This is a genomic window from Winogradskyella endarachnes (assembly GCF_009741275.1).
In the GTDB taxonomy this organism is placed as follows: domain Bacteria; phylum Bacteroidota; class Bacteroidia; order Flavobacteriales; family Flavobacteriaceae; genus Winogradskyella; species Winogradskyella endarachnes.
This window is the reverse complement of the sequence record NZ_WOWS01000001.1, coordinates 380393-396466: the sequence shown is the minus strand read 5'-3', so window position 1 is coordinate 396466 and position 16074 is coordinate 380393. Positions and strand designations below refer to the sequence as shown.

Below are 16074 nucleotides of genomic sequence, written 5' to 3'. Positions count from 1 at the left end.
AAAACTTCTGTTAAAATAAATATAAAAACATCTCGTTATTAATCCATTGGCTATATTTTTAGCTAATGGATTTTTTTTATCCGTTATTCAATCAATTTAAATCTATACAATGAAAATCACTAAATCAGTATTACTGCTTTTGTTAGTTGCAGTATGTTTTGGGTGTAAAACCGAAAACGAAACTAAAAAGGTCGGTTACATTATTGAAACCAGTCAAGACGCTAATGGATTCAATTATGAAACCGTCACAAACGATCCAACCGGATTAAGACTTTATACTCTAGATAACGGGCTTAAAGTTTATTTAGGTAAAAATGAGGAAGAGCCTAAAATACAAACACTTATTGCAGTTAGAGCAGGTTCAACATACGATCCAGCAGATAATACAGGTTTAGCACACTATTTAGAACACATGGTTTTTAAGGGAACCGATAAAATAGGAACTCTAAACTATGAAGAAGAATCTAAATTGATAAAACAAATTTCTGATTTGTACGAAAAGCATAAAGCAGAAAAAGACCCAGAAAAGAAAAAAGAAATTTATAAAAAGATTGATGAGATTTCATTAGAAGCTTCTAAGTTATCTATTGCTAATGAGTATGATAAAATGACCAATTCATTAGGTGCAGAAGGGACAAATGCTTTTACGTCTAATGAACAAACAGTTTATGTAAATAAGATACCTTCAAACGAAGTAGATAAATGGTTAGAGATAGAAAGTGAGCGTTTTAGTAAACTAGTTTTACGATTATTTCATACCGAATTAGAAGCTGTATATGAAGAATTTAATAGAGGACAAGATAGTGATGGACGTAAACAATACTTTGCAACTTTAGAAGGGTTGTACCCAACACATCCATATGGTACACAGTCTACAATTGGTATTTCAGAGCATTTAAAGAATCCTTCAATGGAAGCTATTAATGCTTATTTCGATAAATATTATGTACCAAATAACATGGCAGTAATTATGGTAGGTGATTTAGATTTTGATTCTACAATTCAAAAAGTTAACAAAGCTTTTGGTAGTTACGAGAAAAAGGAAGTTACGCATCCAACTTTTCCAGAGTTAGATCCTATTACAACTCCTGTTAAAAAAGAAGTTTTAGGCCCAACGGCAGAATCTATTTATGTTGCTTTTAGGTCTAAAGGAAAAGGTTCTGATCAAGAGGTTATTTTAAATTTAGTAGATTATATGTTAGCTAATTCTCAGGCTGGTTTAATAGACTTAAATCTTAATCAAAAACAGTTAGTACAACGTGCTTCTTCTTTTACAAATTTTAATAATGATTATGGTTTTCATTTACTTTATGGTTCTCCAAAAGCAGACCAAACATTAGATGAAGTTAAAGACTTATTGTTACAGCAAATAGATAAAATTAAAAAAGGCGAGTTTGAAGACTGGTTGTTAGATGCCGTAATTAATGACATGCGATTATCACAAATTAGAGAGTACGAAAATGGCTCTGCTACAGCTTATGCTTATTTAGATGCATTTATTGGTAAGCAAGATTGGAAAAATCGTTTAGAGATATTAGATGAAATGAAAAAAATCACTAAACAAGAAGTTGTGGATTTTGCAAACACCTTCTATGGAAATAATTACGTAGAGGTACATAAACTTAAAGGTGAAGATAAATCTATTGTAAAAGTTGAAAATCCTGGTATTACTCCAATAGAATTAAATAGAGGTAAAGAATCTGATTTCTTAAAATCTATTAACAAAATGGTTTCTCCAGATTTAAAGCCTCAATTTATAGATTACAAAACAGCAATTAAAGAGTCTAAAACAGATAACGGACTTAAATTATCTTTTATAGAAAACCCAAACAACGATATTTTTGATTTAAATATCATATTTGATATGGGACAAGATAATGACAAAATGTTATCCCTTGCTGCTGGATATTTAGATTATTTAGGAACTGAAAAATATACACCAGAACAGTTAAAACAAGAGTTTTATAAAATTGGAGTAAGTTACAATGTCTTTTCTTCTAGTGATAAAACATATGTTGGTATTTCTGGTCTTAAAGAAAATTTAGATGCCGGTTTAGAACTCTTAGAACATTTATGGAATAACGCTGAAGCCAACCAAGAATCTTACGATAAATATGTACAGAGTATTTTAAAAGGAAGAGAAGATGGTAAAACTCAAAAAGGAAATATTTTTTGGAATGGTTTAATGAGTTACGGACAATATGGTGAAAATTCTAGATTAAGAAATATTTATTCAGAAGTAGAGCTTAAAGCTATAAGTCCTGTTGAATTAGTTAATAAGATTAAAGAAATGCGTGCCTATAAGCAAAGAATATTTTACTATGGTAATGCAGAAGATGAAGCTAAAGCCGCTTTAAATAAACATCACAAAATACCAGAAACTTTATTAGACTATCCAGAAAAAATAGAATATACTAATTTAGAAACAGGAGGTAATGTGTACTTTGTAGACTATGACATGGTACAAAGCGAGATTTTATTATTAGCAAAAGGAGAGGAGTTTAGTGCAGAGAAAATGGCAGCATCTCAGTTGTTTAACACCTATTTTGGTAGTGGATTATCGTCGATTGTGTTTCAAGAAATTAGAGAATCTAAATCTTTAGCTTATTCTGCTTTTTCTAGTTATAGAATGGCAAGTGAGCAAGGAAAACCAGATTATACCATGGCATATGTAGGTACACAAGCTAATAAATTAGAACAAGCTGTTAATGCAATGATGGAGTTAATGACAAATATGCCAGAAGCAGAAGACCAATTTAACCAAGCAAAAGAAGCAACGTTAAAGAAAATTGCAGCAAAACGAATTACAAAGTCTAATATATTCTGGACTTATGAAGGCTTAAAAAAGCGAGGTATTGATAATGATAACCGTGAAGAAATCTATAATACTATAAAGAATATGACAATGGATGATCTTAAATCCTTCTTTAATAATAACATTAAAGGTGAAAATTATAATGTTATGGTTATTGGAAATAAGAAAGATATGGATTTTGATGCCTTAAGTAAATTAGGAACTATAAAAGAATTAGATATTGATTATCTTTTTAATTATAACCAAACTGAAGAGTTAAAGCAATAAGAATAACTTTTTAAGTTTTAATCTAAACCTCATATTGATATAAATATGAGGTTTTTTTATGTCTTAAAATTTTTAATTTATAGTATATTTGAATTGAAAAGAAGCGTAAAATTGAATTAATAATTTTACTGTAAACGTCGTTGATAAAGACAAGACTAACTAATTGAATAAATAGATATGAAACTTTTAGAAGGAAAAACAGCCATTATAACAGGTGCAAGTAGAGGCATTGGAAAAGGAATTGCTGAAGTATTTGCAGATCATGGTGCAAATGTGGCTTTTACATATAGTTCTTCAGTTGAAGCGGCAAATGCTTTAGAAAAAGAATTGAACGGAAAAGGGATTAAGGCAAAAGGTTACCAGAGTAATGCTGCAAATTTTGAAGATGCTCAAAAATTGGCAGCAGATGTTTTAGAAGAATTTGGTACTATTGATATTCTTATTAATAATGCAGGTATCACTAAAGATAACCTTTTAATGCGTATGCAAGAAGCTGATTTTGATAAAGTAATAGAGGTTAATTTAAAATCAGTATTTAACATGACAAAAGCTGTACAGCGTACCATGTTGAAACAACGTAAGGGGTCAATAATAAATATGAGTTCTGTTGTTGGTGTTAAGGGCAATGCTGGTCAAACAAATTATGCTGCTTCAAAAGCCGGAATCATTGGGTTTTCTAAATCTGTAGCTTTAGAGTTAGGGTCTCGTAATATTAGAAGTAACGTTATTGCTCCAGGTTTTATTGAAACTGAAATGACAGCAAAATTAGATGAAGAAACAGTTAAAGGTTGGAGAGCGGGAATCCCTCTTAAACGTGGAGGTTCACCTGAAGATGTTGCAAATGCTTGTGTGTTTTTAGCAAGTGATTTAAGTGCTTATATAACAGGACAAACCTTAAATGTAGATGGAGGTATGTTAACTTAGTATTATTGTAAATAATCATATAAAAACAAAAACAGCGCTAATTTAGCGCTGTTTTTGTATATTATTATTTTTTAAATATTCAGTCTACTATAAACCATAGATTTATAACTTTCTCCAATCGGAATTCTTTCATCTTTAATAACAATTCTATTTTTTTGAATAGATGTAATTTTGTTAACATTGACAATGTAAGAACGATGTACTCTAATAAATATATTTTCTGGTAATTTATCTTGTATTTCCTTAAAACTCATTAATGTTAGTATTGGTTTAGAATCTTCAGAATGAATTTTTAAATAATCTTTTAAACCTTGAATGTGTTTTATTGATTTAATATCTATTTTTAAATTTTCATATTCAGATTTTACAAAAATAAAATCATCTTCATGTTGTTGTGTAATAGATTTTGTTAGTTCTCCACCCGCTGAAGATACATTAAACGAGGTATTAACTTCACTTAATTTAAGCATTTCTTTTACTCTATTTACAGCTTTTAAGAAACGAGGAAAAGGAATAGGTTTTACCAAATAATCTATAGCATTTAAATCAAATCCTTCTAAGGCGTATTCTGGGTATGCTGTTGTAAATATAAAATAAGGTACTTTTCCTTCTAAGGATTTAATAAGTTCTATACCTGTAATATTTGGCATTTCAATATCAGAAAACACTAAATCTATGGCATTATTATTAATAAAATCTAAAGCTTCAATAGCGTTGGTAAAAGTACTGATTACTTCAACATCGCTTAATGCTTTACAATAAGATTCAATAACATTAATAGCTAAGGGCTCATCATCAATAATTATGCACTTCATTATTTTTTAAGATTTATCGTTAAATATACTTTGTAGAGTGTTTTATCATCTTCTATGGTTAATTCATGATTATTATTATACAAATGGTTTAGTTGGTTTTTTATGTTTGCTAAGCCTACACCAGAATTTTTATCATCACGTTTATATATACCCACAATGTTTTCTACATTAAAAATTAATTTATCGTTTTCAACTACAATTTTAATATCAATTTGTGTATTACCTTTATAGTCGGTTCCGTATTTAAAAGCATTTTCAATAAATGAAATTAATAACAAAGGATATATTTTAAGGTGTCTAGTCTCACCTTTTATGTTAAGTTTAACAGCTTCGGTGTTTTTTAAACGTAATCGTTGTAGAGCGATATAATTTTGTATGTAATTTATCTCTTTTTCTAACGGTACTTGCTCATCACCAGCTTCGTAGAGCATATACCTCATTAGTTCTGATAAGGTAATTACAGCTTCTGGCGCATCATCGGATTTGCTCTGTACTAAAGAATAAATACTATTTAGAGAGTTGAATAAAAAATGTGGGTTTAGTTGATTTCTTAAAAATTGAAGTTTAATTTCTTTTTGTTCATTTTCTATAGCTTTAGTCTCGCGATCTCTTTTGTAAAAGTCAACAACTAAACTAAAAATACCACCTAAAAGAAATATAGTAAATGAAAATACTACTGGAATAGCATGTTTTAGACCAAAAGGTCCTTTTGGCATAATTGGAGGTTTTGGTCTGTTTACAAACTCATTAGCAAAAGTGGTTGTTATAAACTCTTCACTCAGGTAATTATAAAGTATTAAAAATCCAATAGATAATATAACATATACTATAAGTCTTCTTTTTAAAAGAAAATGAGGAACTAAAAAGGAGTAATTTACATAGAATAGAATTGGGCGAATGGCTTGTCTAAAATATAAGTTTGATGGAATTTTTCCTAAATCAATATAAGCAGTTAATAACGGAAAAAGGCTAATACAAAGCCAAACTATAATGTGTATTAAAAGTTCTTTATGTGAGATTTTTTTTACCAAAATTTAATGATTAATTCAAACTATTTATTTTCAAAATTAATGTTATTATTTATTAGGTCATTTTTACTTATTACTGGAAAAACATTTTTAGATAGTTTACTCACAACGAGGTTACCTATTTTTTTAGCATCTTCTTTTGTTTTGAAACTCTGTTTTCCTTTAGCGGAAGGTATATATTCTTGTCTTATAAACATGGTATCGTTTTTGTAAATTTCGTAAATCCAAGAATCTTTATTTTCTATAACCTTAAGTGAGTATAACGATTGGTTTGTTGCTTTACTTTTGTTATTGGTGTTTTTAATATATAAAAAGAAAATAGTTAATGTTAAAATCAACATAAACACACCGATGTAACTATATATTTTTTTCATAATATATTTATTAAAATAAAAGTCAGAATAATGAAGTATAATCAACATTATCCTGACTCTAAGGTAAGGCTATTAATAGGTGTCTAAAAAATTAATAGCCCATTTCAATCAATCTAAACAATGTATTATATCTTAATTGTCGTCATCGTCTTGTTCTGCATTTGGAAAAAACTCCATATTATCATCTAAATATAGTGTACCGTTTCTTCCCAAGGCTACAAAAGCACGTGATCCATTAGTAAATGCAATAGCATCTCGTCTTGCATATAATTCAAATTCTGTTTTTTCAACCCAAGATTCAGTAGATGGTGTGTATTCATAAACAGTATCAATACTTCCTCCATACTCTCCACAGGCTACATAACCTTTACCATCTATTGTAAATGCAACAGCATTAGATCTTTCAACGTAATCGTCATCATCTTCATCGATATCTTCAAGCTGTGTCCATTCTTCTGTATCTAAATCAAATACCCAGAAATCTGTTTCATAAACGCCATTACTAATGCCAGTTCCTAAATACACATTATTATCAATAGTAAATGTTACACCATCTCTTCTTTTATCGCCTCCAAAGCCGTAAATTTCAGTCCATGTATCTGCAACTGGATCATATTTCCAGAAGTCTTTTTTATCACTTCCGTCATATCCAGTACCAACATAGCCATAGCTATCAGAACCAAAAGCTACTGTTCCGTATCTAGCAGAACCAGCAAAATCTGCAATTTGTGTCCAAGTATTGGTTGCGGTATTGTATTTGTAATAATCAGATAATTCTTCGTTAGTATCACCATTATAGCCAGTTCCCATGTAACCTTCAGTACCTATTACAAAAGATGATGCCGAGCTACGTTCTATACCAGGGAAATCTGCTAGCTGCTGCCAAGAATTGGTATCCATGTTATAGCTCCAAAAATCATTATAGTAATCGTCACCATCATAACCAGTTCCCATATAACCAATATTATCAATTGTAAAGGCAGAAGAACTGCTTCTTGCTTCTTCGTTAAAAGTAGATTTTTTTACCCAGTTTCCATCAGTGTCATCGCTGTCGTCATCACCATTACAATTGTAAAACAGTGTAAGCATAGCAGTTAAATAAAGTAACCTAATTGCTGCCTTGTTATTAAATCTTTTCATTTCACTTAATTATTTAATTGTTTAAACTAATTTTTGATTGCTTTAGCGAAAAGTTATTTATCGCTTTTAACGGCTAACTTACTACCTGAAACTTTTAGGTTAATTATTAAATAGACCTAGGCTCATTTTTTGTAGACCAACACAGGTATTTAATCTATAAAATGATTAATGAAATTTTATAGTATAAAATGTGCTGTTAGTAGATAGAATACGAGAGTAGGTATATTATACTTTTTATTAAAGAGTTAGGTTAGTTGATTTGTACAAATAAAATAAATCAAATGTCTAAATCTTATCTAAAATTATTCGCCGCAATTACCATGGCAATATTTGTAATTTCATGTTCTACAGACTCAGACGAAGAAAGTACTTTAGCTGGTGAAGATTTTACAAATACAAATATTAGAGTCCTTTCAATTGATACCTTTTCGGTTAAGTTTTCTACAATGAAGTTCGATTCTATTTCAACTTCAATTAGTAGTAGATTATTAATTGGTCAGTATGCAGATGACGAAATGGGTAATGTAAGTTCTTCAGCATACATGCAAATAAGCGCATCTTCTTATTATTTAGATAATGATGCTGTTTTAGATAGTATAGGTTTAGTATTAGGTTATGACACCTATTATTATAATGATACTACACAGGTTGCCTCGTTAGAGGTTTATAAATTAACTGATAAAATGGAGAGTGATGATGATGCGTTTTATAATACGTCAATAACAGCTTCAGAATCTACACCTATATTGAGCACATCATATTATCCAAACCCAAATAGAGATTCGCTATACGTTACTCTGCCTTATTCTTTTGGAGAAGAATTGTTTAACGATATTAGAGACAATAATATAACAGATGACGAATCCTTATATCAACAATTAAAAGGTTTAAAAATTAAACCAGGCGATAGTGATAATGGAGCTATAATGGGTTTTTCTCCCTCTAGTGCAGATACTTATATTCGCTTTTATTACACTATTCCAGATGAGTTAGAAACTGAAGAATACACCTATGATTTTTCAATAAACAGCTATTACAATCATACAGAAGCTGATGTTACAGGCTTGCCTTTAGAAGTGCTTACCGATCAAGAAGATAATTTAGATTCTTCAGATAGTAATGGCATTAGTTATAACCAAGCAGGTACAGGATATGTGACTAAAATAGAATTTCCAACTATTAAAGAAGTTTTTGATATAGGTAGAGAAGGAACCATTTTAGATGCAGTGCTTTATATTGAGCCTAATACCACTTCTCATTCAGATATTCAACCATTAAGCGAATCATTATTGTTGTATACAATAGATCAAAACAATGATTTAGCTAGTCAAGTTGCTAATAGTGTAGATGTTGTTTCAGGAACATTGTCTACAGATAACTCAGAATTTAATCTCATTACTTATGAAGTGCCTGTAATTGATTTTATAGATCAAAAATTAAGTGAAAGTCCAGAAACAGAGGATGCCCTTATTTTAATACCAGAAGATTATAATTCTACAATCAATAAAATAATTTTTAATGACGCCGAAAAATCTGATTATAATACCAGATTAGTCATAACCTATGCTATCTATGAATAAATCTAAATACATACTTATTTTTACATTGGTAATAGGATATTTTGGCTATTCTCAATCTAATAATTTAACCAATTCTCCATATTCGCTTTTTGGCTTAGGTGTAGAAAGTAACTCTGGTACAGGTAGAAATAGTGGACTAGGTAAAACAGGGATTTCGTTAGATGCTTCTTATGGTCTTAATTTATACAACCCAGCTTCATTAGCGACAATGAAACCAGATGAATTTTTCTTAGATTTTGGAGGAACTGCAGAGTTTGTGAGTTTATCAGGTAACGATCTCAACGAGCAAAAATCAACATATAGCTTTTCTAACATGTCTTTTGGATTTAATGGAGGAGGAAAATACGGTATAGCATTAACATTAAAACCATCTACAGATGTTGGTTATTCCTTAACAGGAATTGAAAGTAATATTGAAGGTAGTTCAGAACAATTTTATACAAATATTGAAGGTACTGGTGGTTTAAACGAACTACGACTAGATTATGGAAGAGCTATTACCAAAAATTTAAATGTAGGTTTTAAAGCGGCTTATTTGTTTGGAAAAATTGAAGAAGATGAATCTATTATTACAAGTACTAGTTATTTAAATATTAACGAAGTTAATTTTTATAGAGGTGGACGATTAGGATTAGGATTACAATATAAGTTTAAGGAAAAACATGATTTTGGATTTACTGTAGATTTTCCTACTAAATTAACAGGTACAAAAGATGTCGTTATTGGTAAATATTCTAATTCAGCATATTCAGTTCTAGAGGAAACCGAAGATGAAGATATAGATGATTTTTCTATACCTCTTAATATTGGGTTTGGCTACAGTACTAAAATTAAAACCTTATTGTTAACAGCAGATTATAGTAAGAGTTTTTGGTCTTCAACCGACCAGTCAGATGCTATTGGAGACTACGTAAATCAAGATGTTTTTAGTTTTGGAGCATCTTATTCTGTAGATCCAAAAAGTTATAAATACTGGAAACGCGTGGATTTTAGAATGGGCTTAAATTACAATTCTGGCTATCTTAAGGTAGATGATAAAAGAATAGATACCTATGCTGCTTCAGTTGGTATAGGTTTACCAATTGGTAAAAAATCATTATTAAATGTGTCATATACATTCGGTAATAGAGGAACTACAGATAGTATTCTTATACAAGAAAATATTAATACGCTTAATATAAATATATCACTATCAGACTTGTGGTTTCAGCAGCGTAAATACAATTAATATTTGTAAAATTCTCTTCGATAAAACAACCAATTTCATCTAGAGAATTACCGCAAACATCTATTACGGTTTTATACTATTGTATATAGTTTCATTTTTGAAGTGTTAATTAGAAATACACAAAAAAATGAAACTATTTTTTATTATATCAAGTTTAATACTATCGCAATTTACTTTTGCGCAAGTGGTTTCTCCCAAAGCAGAAGTATGGTCTTTACAAGATTGTATTACATATGCAATTGAAAACAATATCACCATAAAAGATGCGGCATTAGATAAATCACAAGCAGATGTTGATTATTTCGAAGCTAAATCTTCAAGATTACCAAACCTTTTTGGCTCAGCTTCTCAAAGTTTCACTAATGGTAATTCTATTGATCCTATTACTAGTGATTATGTAACAGACCAAATCTATAGTACAAATGTTGGATTATATAGTTCGGTGACCTTGTTTCAAGGGAATCAAATAAACAATCAAATTGCTCAAAACGAATTACTCGTAAATCAAAGTCAGTTTCTTAAAGAAGAAGCAAAAAACAACATCATACTTAGTGTTTTAGAAAACTATCTACAGGTATTACATGCCAAAGAAGGCATCACTATTGCCGAAAACAATTTAAAATCTACAGAGCAAGAAGTACAACGCGCCAAAGCCAGATTAGATGCTGGTACTATTGCTTTAAGTGATTATACCGAAGCGCAGAGTCAAGCTGCAACTAATAAATATGCTTTAATAAATGCTAAAAATACCTACCAACAATATATTATAGCTTTGAAGCAATTGTTAGAGTTAAATCCTACTCAAGACATTGAAATAGAACCATTAAATGATGATACTGATTATGCAGCTATTTTATTAGACAAAGTAGCTATTTACAACAAAGCGCTTGGTATTTTACCTGAGGTGAACGCCAGTAATATAGCCATTGAAGCTAGTGAAAAAGACTTAGATATTGCAAAAGGTGGTTATCTACCAACATTATCGTTAACCTCTAGTTTGGGTACTGGTTATACAAGTATTGCTGATAATACATTTTCAGACCAGTTTGATGTTAATTTCAACCAACGTATTGGGCTATCGCTTAATATTCCAATTTTTAATAGAAATGCCACTAAGGCAGCAGTACAAACTGCAGAAATAAATATTGAAAAGGCACAAATAGACAAGCAAACAACGGAAAAAGAAATTTACCTAAAAGTAGAAACTGCATACCAAAATGCACTATCTGCTCAAGAGCAATTAGTAGCTGCAGAATCTTCTGTTGAAGCTGCTAAACAATCTTACGAGTTAGCACAAAAAAAATACGAATTAGGAGGATTAAGCACAACTGATTTAGTGATTAGTCAAAACACCTATACTAGTGCGCAACAAGACTATTTACAAGCAAAATATTTAAACATACTTTATCATCAATTACTAGAATTTTATCAAGGAAACGCTATCACACTTTAATTATAAAAGAAATGAAAACAAATAAAAAAATACTCATAGCAGGTATCTCAGTAGCTATAATTGCACTGGTACTTTATAACATTTTTAAACCAAGCGAAACAGTTTTGGTAGAAGCTAAAACTATCACTGTTACTACTGGAGATGTAACCACATTAGTTACTGCAACTGGTACTATTGAGCCAATTACACAAGTCGATGTTGGTACACAAGTTTCTGGTGTGGTAGAAAAAATATATGTGGACTATAATAGTGAGGTTAAAGAAGGGCAACTTATTGCAGAACTAGATAAAACTAATCTTAAAGCAGCAGTAGTTGAAGCTCAGGCAAATTATGATAGTGCAATAAGTCAAAAAATATATACTGAAACAATCTATAATCGTCAAAAAACACTTTATGATAATCAAGTAATAAGTAAAGCAGATTTTGATGATGCTCTATATGATTATCAAACTGCTAAAAATACTGTGACGCAACGTTATTCTTTACTTCAAACGGCAAAAACCAATTTAGGTTATGCCAATATCTATTCGCCAATAGATGGTGTAGTGTTGTCTAGAGATATAGACGAAGGACAAACCGTTGCTGCCAGTTATAGCACACCAACGTTATTCACTATTGCACAAGATTTAAAAGAAATGCAGGTTGAAGCTGATGTGGATGAAGCTGATATAGGAAATGTTAGAGAAGGGCAGCGTGTTACGTTTACCGTAGATGCTTATATAGGCCAAACGTTTGAAGGTGAAGTAACGCAAGTACGTCTTAATCCAACAACAACATCAAACGTTGTCACTTATACAGTTGTAATTAAAGCGCATAATCCAGATTTAAAACTAAAACCAGGATTAACAGCAACCATTTCTATCTACACTTTAGAGTTGAAAGATGTGTTGACTACTGAAGCTAAAGCGGTAAACTTTAAACCAGACCCAGCAATAATGGCACAGTATATAGAACAAAATAACCTCACAATGCCAGAGCGTCCTCAAAATGGTGGTCCAGAAAACAACAATGAACAACCAGATGAAGAGATGACAATGCTTTGGGTATTAAATAATGATAAATCCATAACACCAAAACCTGCAAAACTAGGCGCAAGCGATGGCGTTAACGTACAAATTTTAGAAGGTATTTCTAAAGGCGAACAATTAGTATATAGCCTAAAAGGTGGAAGTGCTGCTGCACCATCAGGAGCACCTCAAGGTTCTAATGAGAGTCCGTTTATGCCAAAACCACCAGGAGCAAAAAAATAAAACATCATGGCTAAAGAAACGATTAAAATAGAAAACTTGAAGCGCCAATTTACCATGGGTTCTGAAACGGTTCACGCGTTAAAAGGCATTTCATTTACCATTGAGGAAGGCGAATTTGTAACCATAATGGGTTCTAGTGGTTCTGGTAAAAGTACCATGCTAAATATTCTAGGTTGTTTAGACCAACCTACTTCTGGTAATTATGAAATTGATGGTGTAAAGGTGAAAAATTTGTCTAAAAATGAATTGGCAACTATTAGAAACGAAAAGATTGGATTCATTTTTCAGTCCTATAATTTACTAGCACGAACAAGTGCTATTGAAAATGTAGAATTACCCTTATTATATAACAGTAAAGTAACTTCTGAAGAGCGAAGGGAGCGAGCAATTAAAGCCTTAGAGATGGTTGGTTTGGGCGACAGATTGTATCACACACCTTCGCAACTTTCAGGAGGACAACAACAACGTGTTGCTATTGCTAGGTCTTTGGTTAACAATCCAGTTATGATTTTAGCAGATGAGGCCACCGGAAACTTAGACACCAGAACATCGTATGAAATAATGACCTTGTTTCAAGAATTAAACAAAAAAGGGATTACCATCACCTTTGTAACACACGAGCCAGATATTGCCACATTTAGTAGCAGAACCATTGTTTTAAAAGATGGTGAAATAATGCAAGATTATAAAAATCATAACGTACAATCTGCTGCAGAGCAATTAGCACAATTACCTGTAGAAAATCATTAATTATGAGACTATTAAACTTACTTAAAATAGCCTATAAAGCTATTATCCTAAATAAAATGAGAACCTTGCTTACCATGCTAGGTATTATCATTGGTGTGGCTTCGGTAATTGCTATGTTAGCTATTGGAGAAGGTTCTAAAGAGAGCATTCGTTCTACCATTTCTAGTATGGGTTCTAATATGATTACCATAAGACCTGGTGCAGACGATAGAGGTCCAGCAAGAGGAAGTGGCGGAAATGTACAAACCCTTACTTTAGAGGATTACAACGTTATTAACGAAAAGGTTGATTTATTATCAAACAGTACACCTGTTGTAAACAGTAGCGGACAAGTAATTAACGGTTCTAACAACTGGCCGAGTAGTATTTATGGTGTATATCCAGAATATTTAGACATTAAAGTGGTTGGTTTACAAAGCGGAAGTATGTTTACCGATGCTGAAGTAAAAACAGCATCCAAAGTAGCACTTATTGGGCAAACGGTTGTAGATAATGTGTTTCCTAATGGTGAAGAACCTGTTGGACAAATGATTCGTTTTAACAACATTCCATTTAAAGTGATTGGTGTGTTAGAAGAAAAAGGAGAAAATACCTTTGGGCAAGACCAAGATGATATTGTAATAGCACCATTTACAACCGTTCAAAAACGTATTCTGGCTATCGATTATTTAAATCAAATTATGGCATCTGCAGTTAGTGAAGATGATGCACCAGAAGCTGTAGAAATTATTACTGAAATATTAAGAGAACAGCACAAATTACAAGATTTTGAAGATGATGACTTTACTGTACGTTCTATGGAAGAATTAATTTCAACCTTTAGTTCTACCAGTGAAATGCTAACCATTTTGTTAGTTGCTGTTGCCGGAATTTCACTATTAATTGGTGGTATTGGTATTATGAATATAATGTACGTGTCTGTAAAAGAACGTACCAAAGAGATTGGTTTGCGTATGGCTGTTGGCGGAAAAGGCTCAGATATTTTAATGCAGTTTTTAATAGAAGCCATTTTAATAAGTATTACAGGTGGTGTTTTAGGCGTAGCTTTAGGTTTAGGTGCTACAGTGTTTATTGAGAATTTCCTAAACTGGCCAACAAGTGTTGCGCTATATTCAATAATAATTTCCTTTGCAGTTTGCGCAATAACTGGTATCTTCTTTGGGTGGTATCCGGCAAGAAAAGCTGCGGCTTTAGACCCAATAACAGCATTACGCTACGAGTAAATACTAATTACTAAAAAATATAAAAATGAAGTATAATTTATTAAAAATAGGAGGATTAAGTGTTCTACTTCTGTTTGCAAACTGTAAAAACACAACGAACACAGAAAAAGACACTAAACCAAATGCTAATATTCAGTTTGTACTATCAGATACAGGCCAAGATAAATTTTATGACAACGATGGTAACCAAATTGAGACACCTAACTTTGATGATGATTACTACGGTCAAGATGCGCAATTTAAAGGAATAGTTTCATCATATAAAGATAATGGCGATGGTACAATAACCGACTTAAATACCGGTTTAATGTGGCAAAAAACACCAGATTATAAAAAACATAACTTTTATGATGCTTTTGATTATGTAGATGAGCTTGAAATTGGAGGTTATACAGATTGGAGATTGCCAACTATTAAAGAACTGTATTCATTATTAAATTCTAATGGCGAGCTATTTCCTGAAGATTTAAGTAAGTCGAAACCATATTTAGACACCGATTATTTCGATTTTGAATATGATAAAAGAATGCCTTATGCCGGTCAATATTGGTCGAGTACCAAATATGTAAAAGGCCCAATTCAAAATATAAAAATTGAAGGTGCTTTTGGGTTTAATTTTGCCGACGGACACATAAAAGCTTACGAAACAGGTTTGTATTATAACGGAGAAAGTGGTGTAAGAAATCCAGGTAATTATGTAAGAGCCGTTCGTGGTAAAGAAAATGTTTACGGAGTTAATGATTTTGTAGATAATAACGATGGTACAATTACCGATAAGGCTACAGGATTAATGTGGCAAAAAATTGACGATGGCAATGCATACAATTGGGTAGATGCGCTTAAATACGCTAAAAATAGTTCGCTTGGTAATTATAACGATTGGCGATTACCAAATACTAAAGAACTACAAAGTATTGTAGATTACAATAAGAAAACATTTCCTGCAATTGATGAAAATTATTTTAAATGTACAAACCCAGATAGTTGGTTCTGGACAAGTACCACACAAGGCGATTTTAAATACACCGCTTGCTACATAGCTTTTGGTAAGGCTTACAGTAAAGATAATAGTAAAGTAAAAGATTATTTCGACTGGCATGGTGCTGGTGCGCAACGCTCAGACCCTAAAGCAGGTAAAATTGAAGATTATTTAATGGAATCTGTAAATGCAGCAGATTCAATTAGGATAAAAAATTATGTTCGTTTAGTAAGAAATTTATAAATAGT

The 16074-nt window shown here is 31.4% G+C and carries 13 protein-coding genes; 9 read left to right on the top strand and 4 right to left on the bottom strand.

What is annotated here, in order from left to right; genetic code table 11:
- The first annotated feature begins 109 nt into the window (after nt 1–109).
- Nucleotides 110–3082, top strand: coding sequence for a M16 family metallopeptidase (locus GN138_RS01825; protein WP_157361607.1), 2973 nt, complete (start codon nt 110–112; stop codon nt 3080–3082).
- Between the two features lie 177 nt (nt 3083–3259).
- Nucleotides 3260–4006 (top strand): 3-oxoacyl-[acyl-carrier-protein] reductase, encoded by a 747-nt coding sequence (fabG, locus tag GN138_RS01820; RefSeq protein WP_157361606.1) that lies wholly within the window; start codon nt 3260–3262, stop codon nt 4004–4006.
- A gap of 71 nt (nt 4007–4077) precedes the next feature.
- Here fabG and GN138_RS01815 read toward each other — a convergent pair whose 3' ends face one another.
- The 4 genes from GN138_RS01815 to GN138_RS01800 all read right to left on the bottom strand — a co-directional run bounded on the left by GN138_RS01815 (nt 4078) and on the right by GN138_RS01800 (nt 7363).
- Nucleotides 4078–4821, bottom strand: coding sequence for a LytR/AlgR family response regulator transcription factor (locus GN138_RS01815; RefSeq protein WP_157361605.1), 744 nt, complete (start codon nt 4819–4821; stop codon nt 4078–4080).
- Nucleotides 4821–5852: a sensor histidine kinase gene (locus tag GN138_RS01810; RefSeq protein ID WP_157361604.1), complete on the bottom strand. Its 1032-nt coding sequence runs from the start codon at nt 5850–5852 to the stop codon at nt 4821–4823. The genes GN138_RS01815 and GN138_RS01810 overlap by 1 nt, the downstream gene beginning before the upstream one ends.
- A 20-nt stretch (nt 5853–5872) precedes the next feature.
- The gene (locus tag GN138_RS01805; RefSeq protein WP_197429297.1) at nt 5873–6223 is read right to left on the bottom strand and encodes a DUF4907 domain-containing protein; all 351 of its coding nucleotides are present in this window, start codon (nt 6221–6223) and stop codon (nt 5873–5875) included.
- A gap of 132 nt (nt 6224–6355) precedes the next feature.
- Nucleotides 6356–7363 carry a Kelch repeat-containing protein gene (locus tag GN138_RS01800; RefSeq protein WP_157361602.1) on the bottom strand — a complete coding sequence of 336 codons (1008 nt, stop codon included), beginning with the start codon at nt 7361–7363 and terminating at the stop codon, nt 6356–6358.
- Nucleotides 7364–7644: 281 nt separating this feature from the next.
- Between GN138_RS01800 and GN138_RS01795 the strand changes: the two genes are divergently transcribed.
- From GN138_RS01795 to GN138_RS01765, 7 genes are all read left to right on the top strand, one after another.
- Entirely contained in the window at nt 7645–8943 is a 1299-nt protein-coding gene (locus GN138_RS01795) for a DUF4270 family protein (protein WP_157361601.1), read from the top strand.
- Nucleotides 8936–10171 carry a hypothetical protein gene (locus GN138_RS01790; protein WP_157361600.1) on the top strand — a complete coding sequence of 412 codons (1236 nt, stop codon included), beginning with the start codon at nt 8936–8938 and terminating at the stop codon, nt 10169–10171. The genes GN138_RS01795 and GN138_RS01790 overlap by 8 nt, the downstream gene beginning before the upstream one ends.
- A 127-nt stretch (nt 10172–10298) precedes the next feature.
- Nucleotides 10299–11624: a TolC family protein gene (locus tag GN138_RS01785; protein ID WP_157361599.1), complete on the top strand. Its 1326-nt coding sequence runs from the start codon at nt 10299–10301 to the stop codon at nt 11622–11624.
- A gap of 11 nt (nt 11625–11635) precedes the next feature.
- Nucleotides 11636–12874 carry an efflux RND transporter periplasmic adaptor subunit gene (locus tag GN138_RS01780; RefSeq protein ID WP_157361598.1) on the top strand — a complete coding sequence of 413 codons (1239 nt, stop codon included), beginning with the start codon at nt 11636–11638 and terminating at the stop codon, nt 12872–12874.
- A 6-nt stretch (nt 12875–12880) separates the two neighbouring features.
- Nucleotides 12881–13624: an ABC transporter ATP-binding protein gene (locus GN138_RS01775; protein WP_157361597.1), complete on the top strand. Its 744-nt coding sequence runs from the start codon at nt 12881–12883 to the stop codon at nt 13622–13624.
- A gap of 2 nt (nt 13625–13626) precedes the next feature.
- Nucleotides 13627–14847, top strand: a complete 1221-nt coding sequence (locus GN138_RS01770; protein WP_157361596.1) for an ABC transporter permease — start codon at nt 13627–13629, stop codon at nt 14845–14847.
- A gap of 25 nt (nt 14848–14872) precedes the next feature.
- Nucleotides 14873–16069 (top strand): Lcl C-terminal domain-containing protein, encoded by a 1197-nt coding sequence (locus GN138_RS01765; RefSeq protein ID WP_157361595.1) that lies wholly within the window; start codon nt 14873–14875, stop codon nt 16067–16069.
- Nucleotides 16070–16074: the final 5 nt, after the last annotated feature.

Excerpts from the sequence above, each read along its gene's own strand:
- GN138_RS01825 (WP_157361607.1), top strand. The coding sequence starts at position 110 with ATGAAAATCACTAAATCAGTATTACTGCTTTTGTTAGTTGCAGTATGT.
- fabG (WP_157361606.1), top strand. The coding sequence starts at position 3,260 with ATGAAACTTTTAGAAGGAAAAACAGCCATTATAACAGGTGCAAGTAGA.
- GN138_RS01815 (WP_157361605.1), bottom strand. The coding sequence starts at position 4,821 with ATGAAGTGCATAATTATTGATGATGAGCCCTTAGCTATTAATGTTATT.
- GN138_RS01805 (WP_197429297.1), bottom strand. The coding sequence starts at position 6,223 with ATGAAAAAAATATATAGTTACATCGGTGTGTTTATGTTGATTTTAACA.
- GN138_RS01800 (WP_157361602.1), bottom strand. The coding sequence starts at position 7,363 with ATGAAAAGATTTAATAACAAGGCAGCAATTAGGTTACTTTATTTAACT.
- GN138_RS01795 (WP_157361601.1), top strand. The coding sequence starts at position 7,645 with ATGTCTAAATCTTATCTAAAATTATTCGCCGCAATTACCATGGCAATA.
- GN138_RS01790 (WP_157361600.1), top strand. The coding sequence starts at position 8,936 with ATGAATAAATCTAAATACATACTTATTTTTACATTGGTAATAGGATAT.
- GN138_RS01785 (WP_157361599.1), top strand. The coding sequence starts at position 10,299 with ATGAAACTATTTTTTATTATATCAAGTTTAATACTATCGCAATTTACT.
- GN138_RS01780 (WP_157361598.1), top strand. The coding sequence starts at position 11,636 with ATGAAAACAAATAAAAAAATACTCATAGCAGGTATCTCAGTAGCTATA.
- GN138_RS01775 (WP_157361597.1), top strand. The coding sequence starts at position 12,881 with ATGGCTAAAGAAACGATTAAAATAGAAAACTTGAAGCGCCAATTTACC.
- GN138_RS01770 (WP_157361596.1), top strand. The coding sequence starts at position 13,627 with ATGAGACTATTAAACTTACTTAAAATAGCCTATAAAGCTATTATCCTA.
- GN138_RS01765 (WP_157361595.1), top strand. The coding sequence starts at position 14,873 with ATGAAGTATAATTTATTAAAAATAGGAGGATTAAGTGTTCTACTTCTG.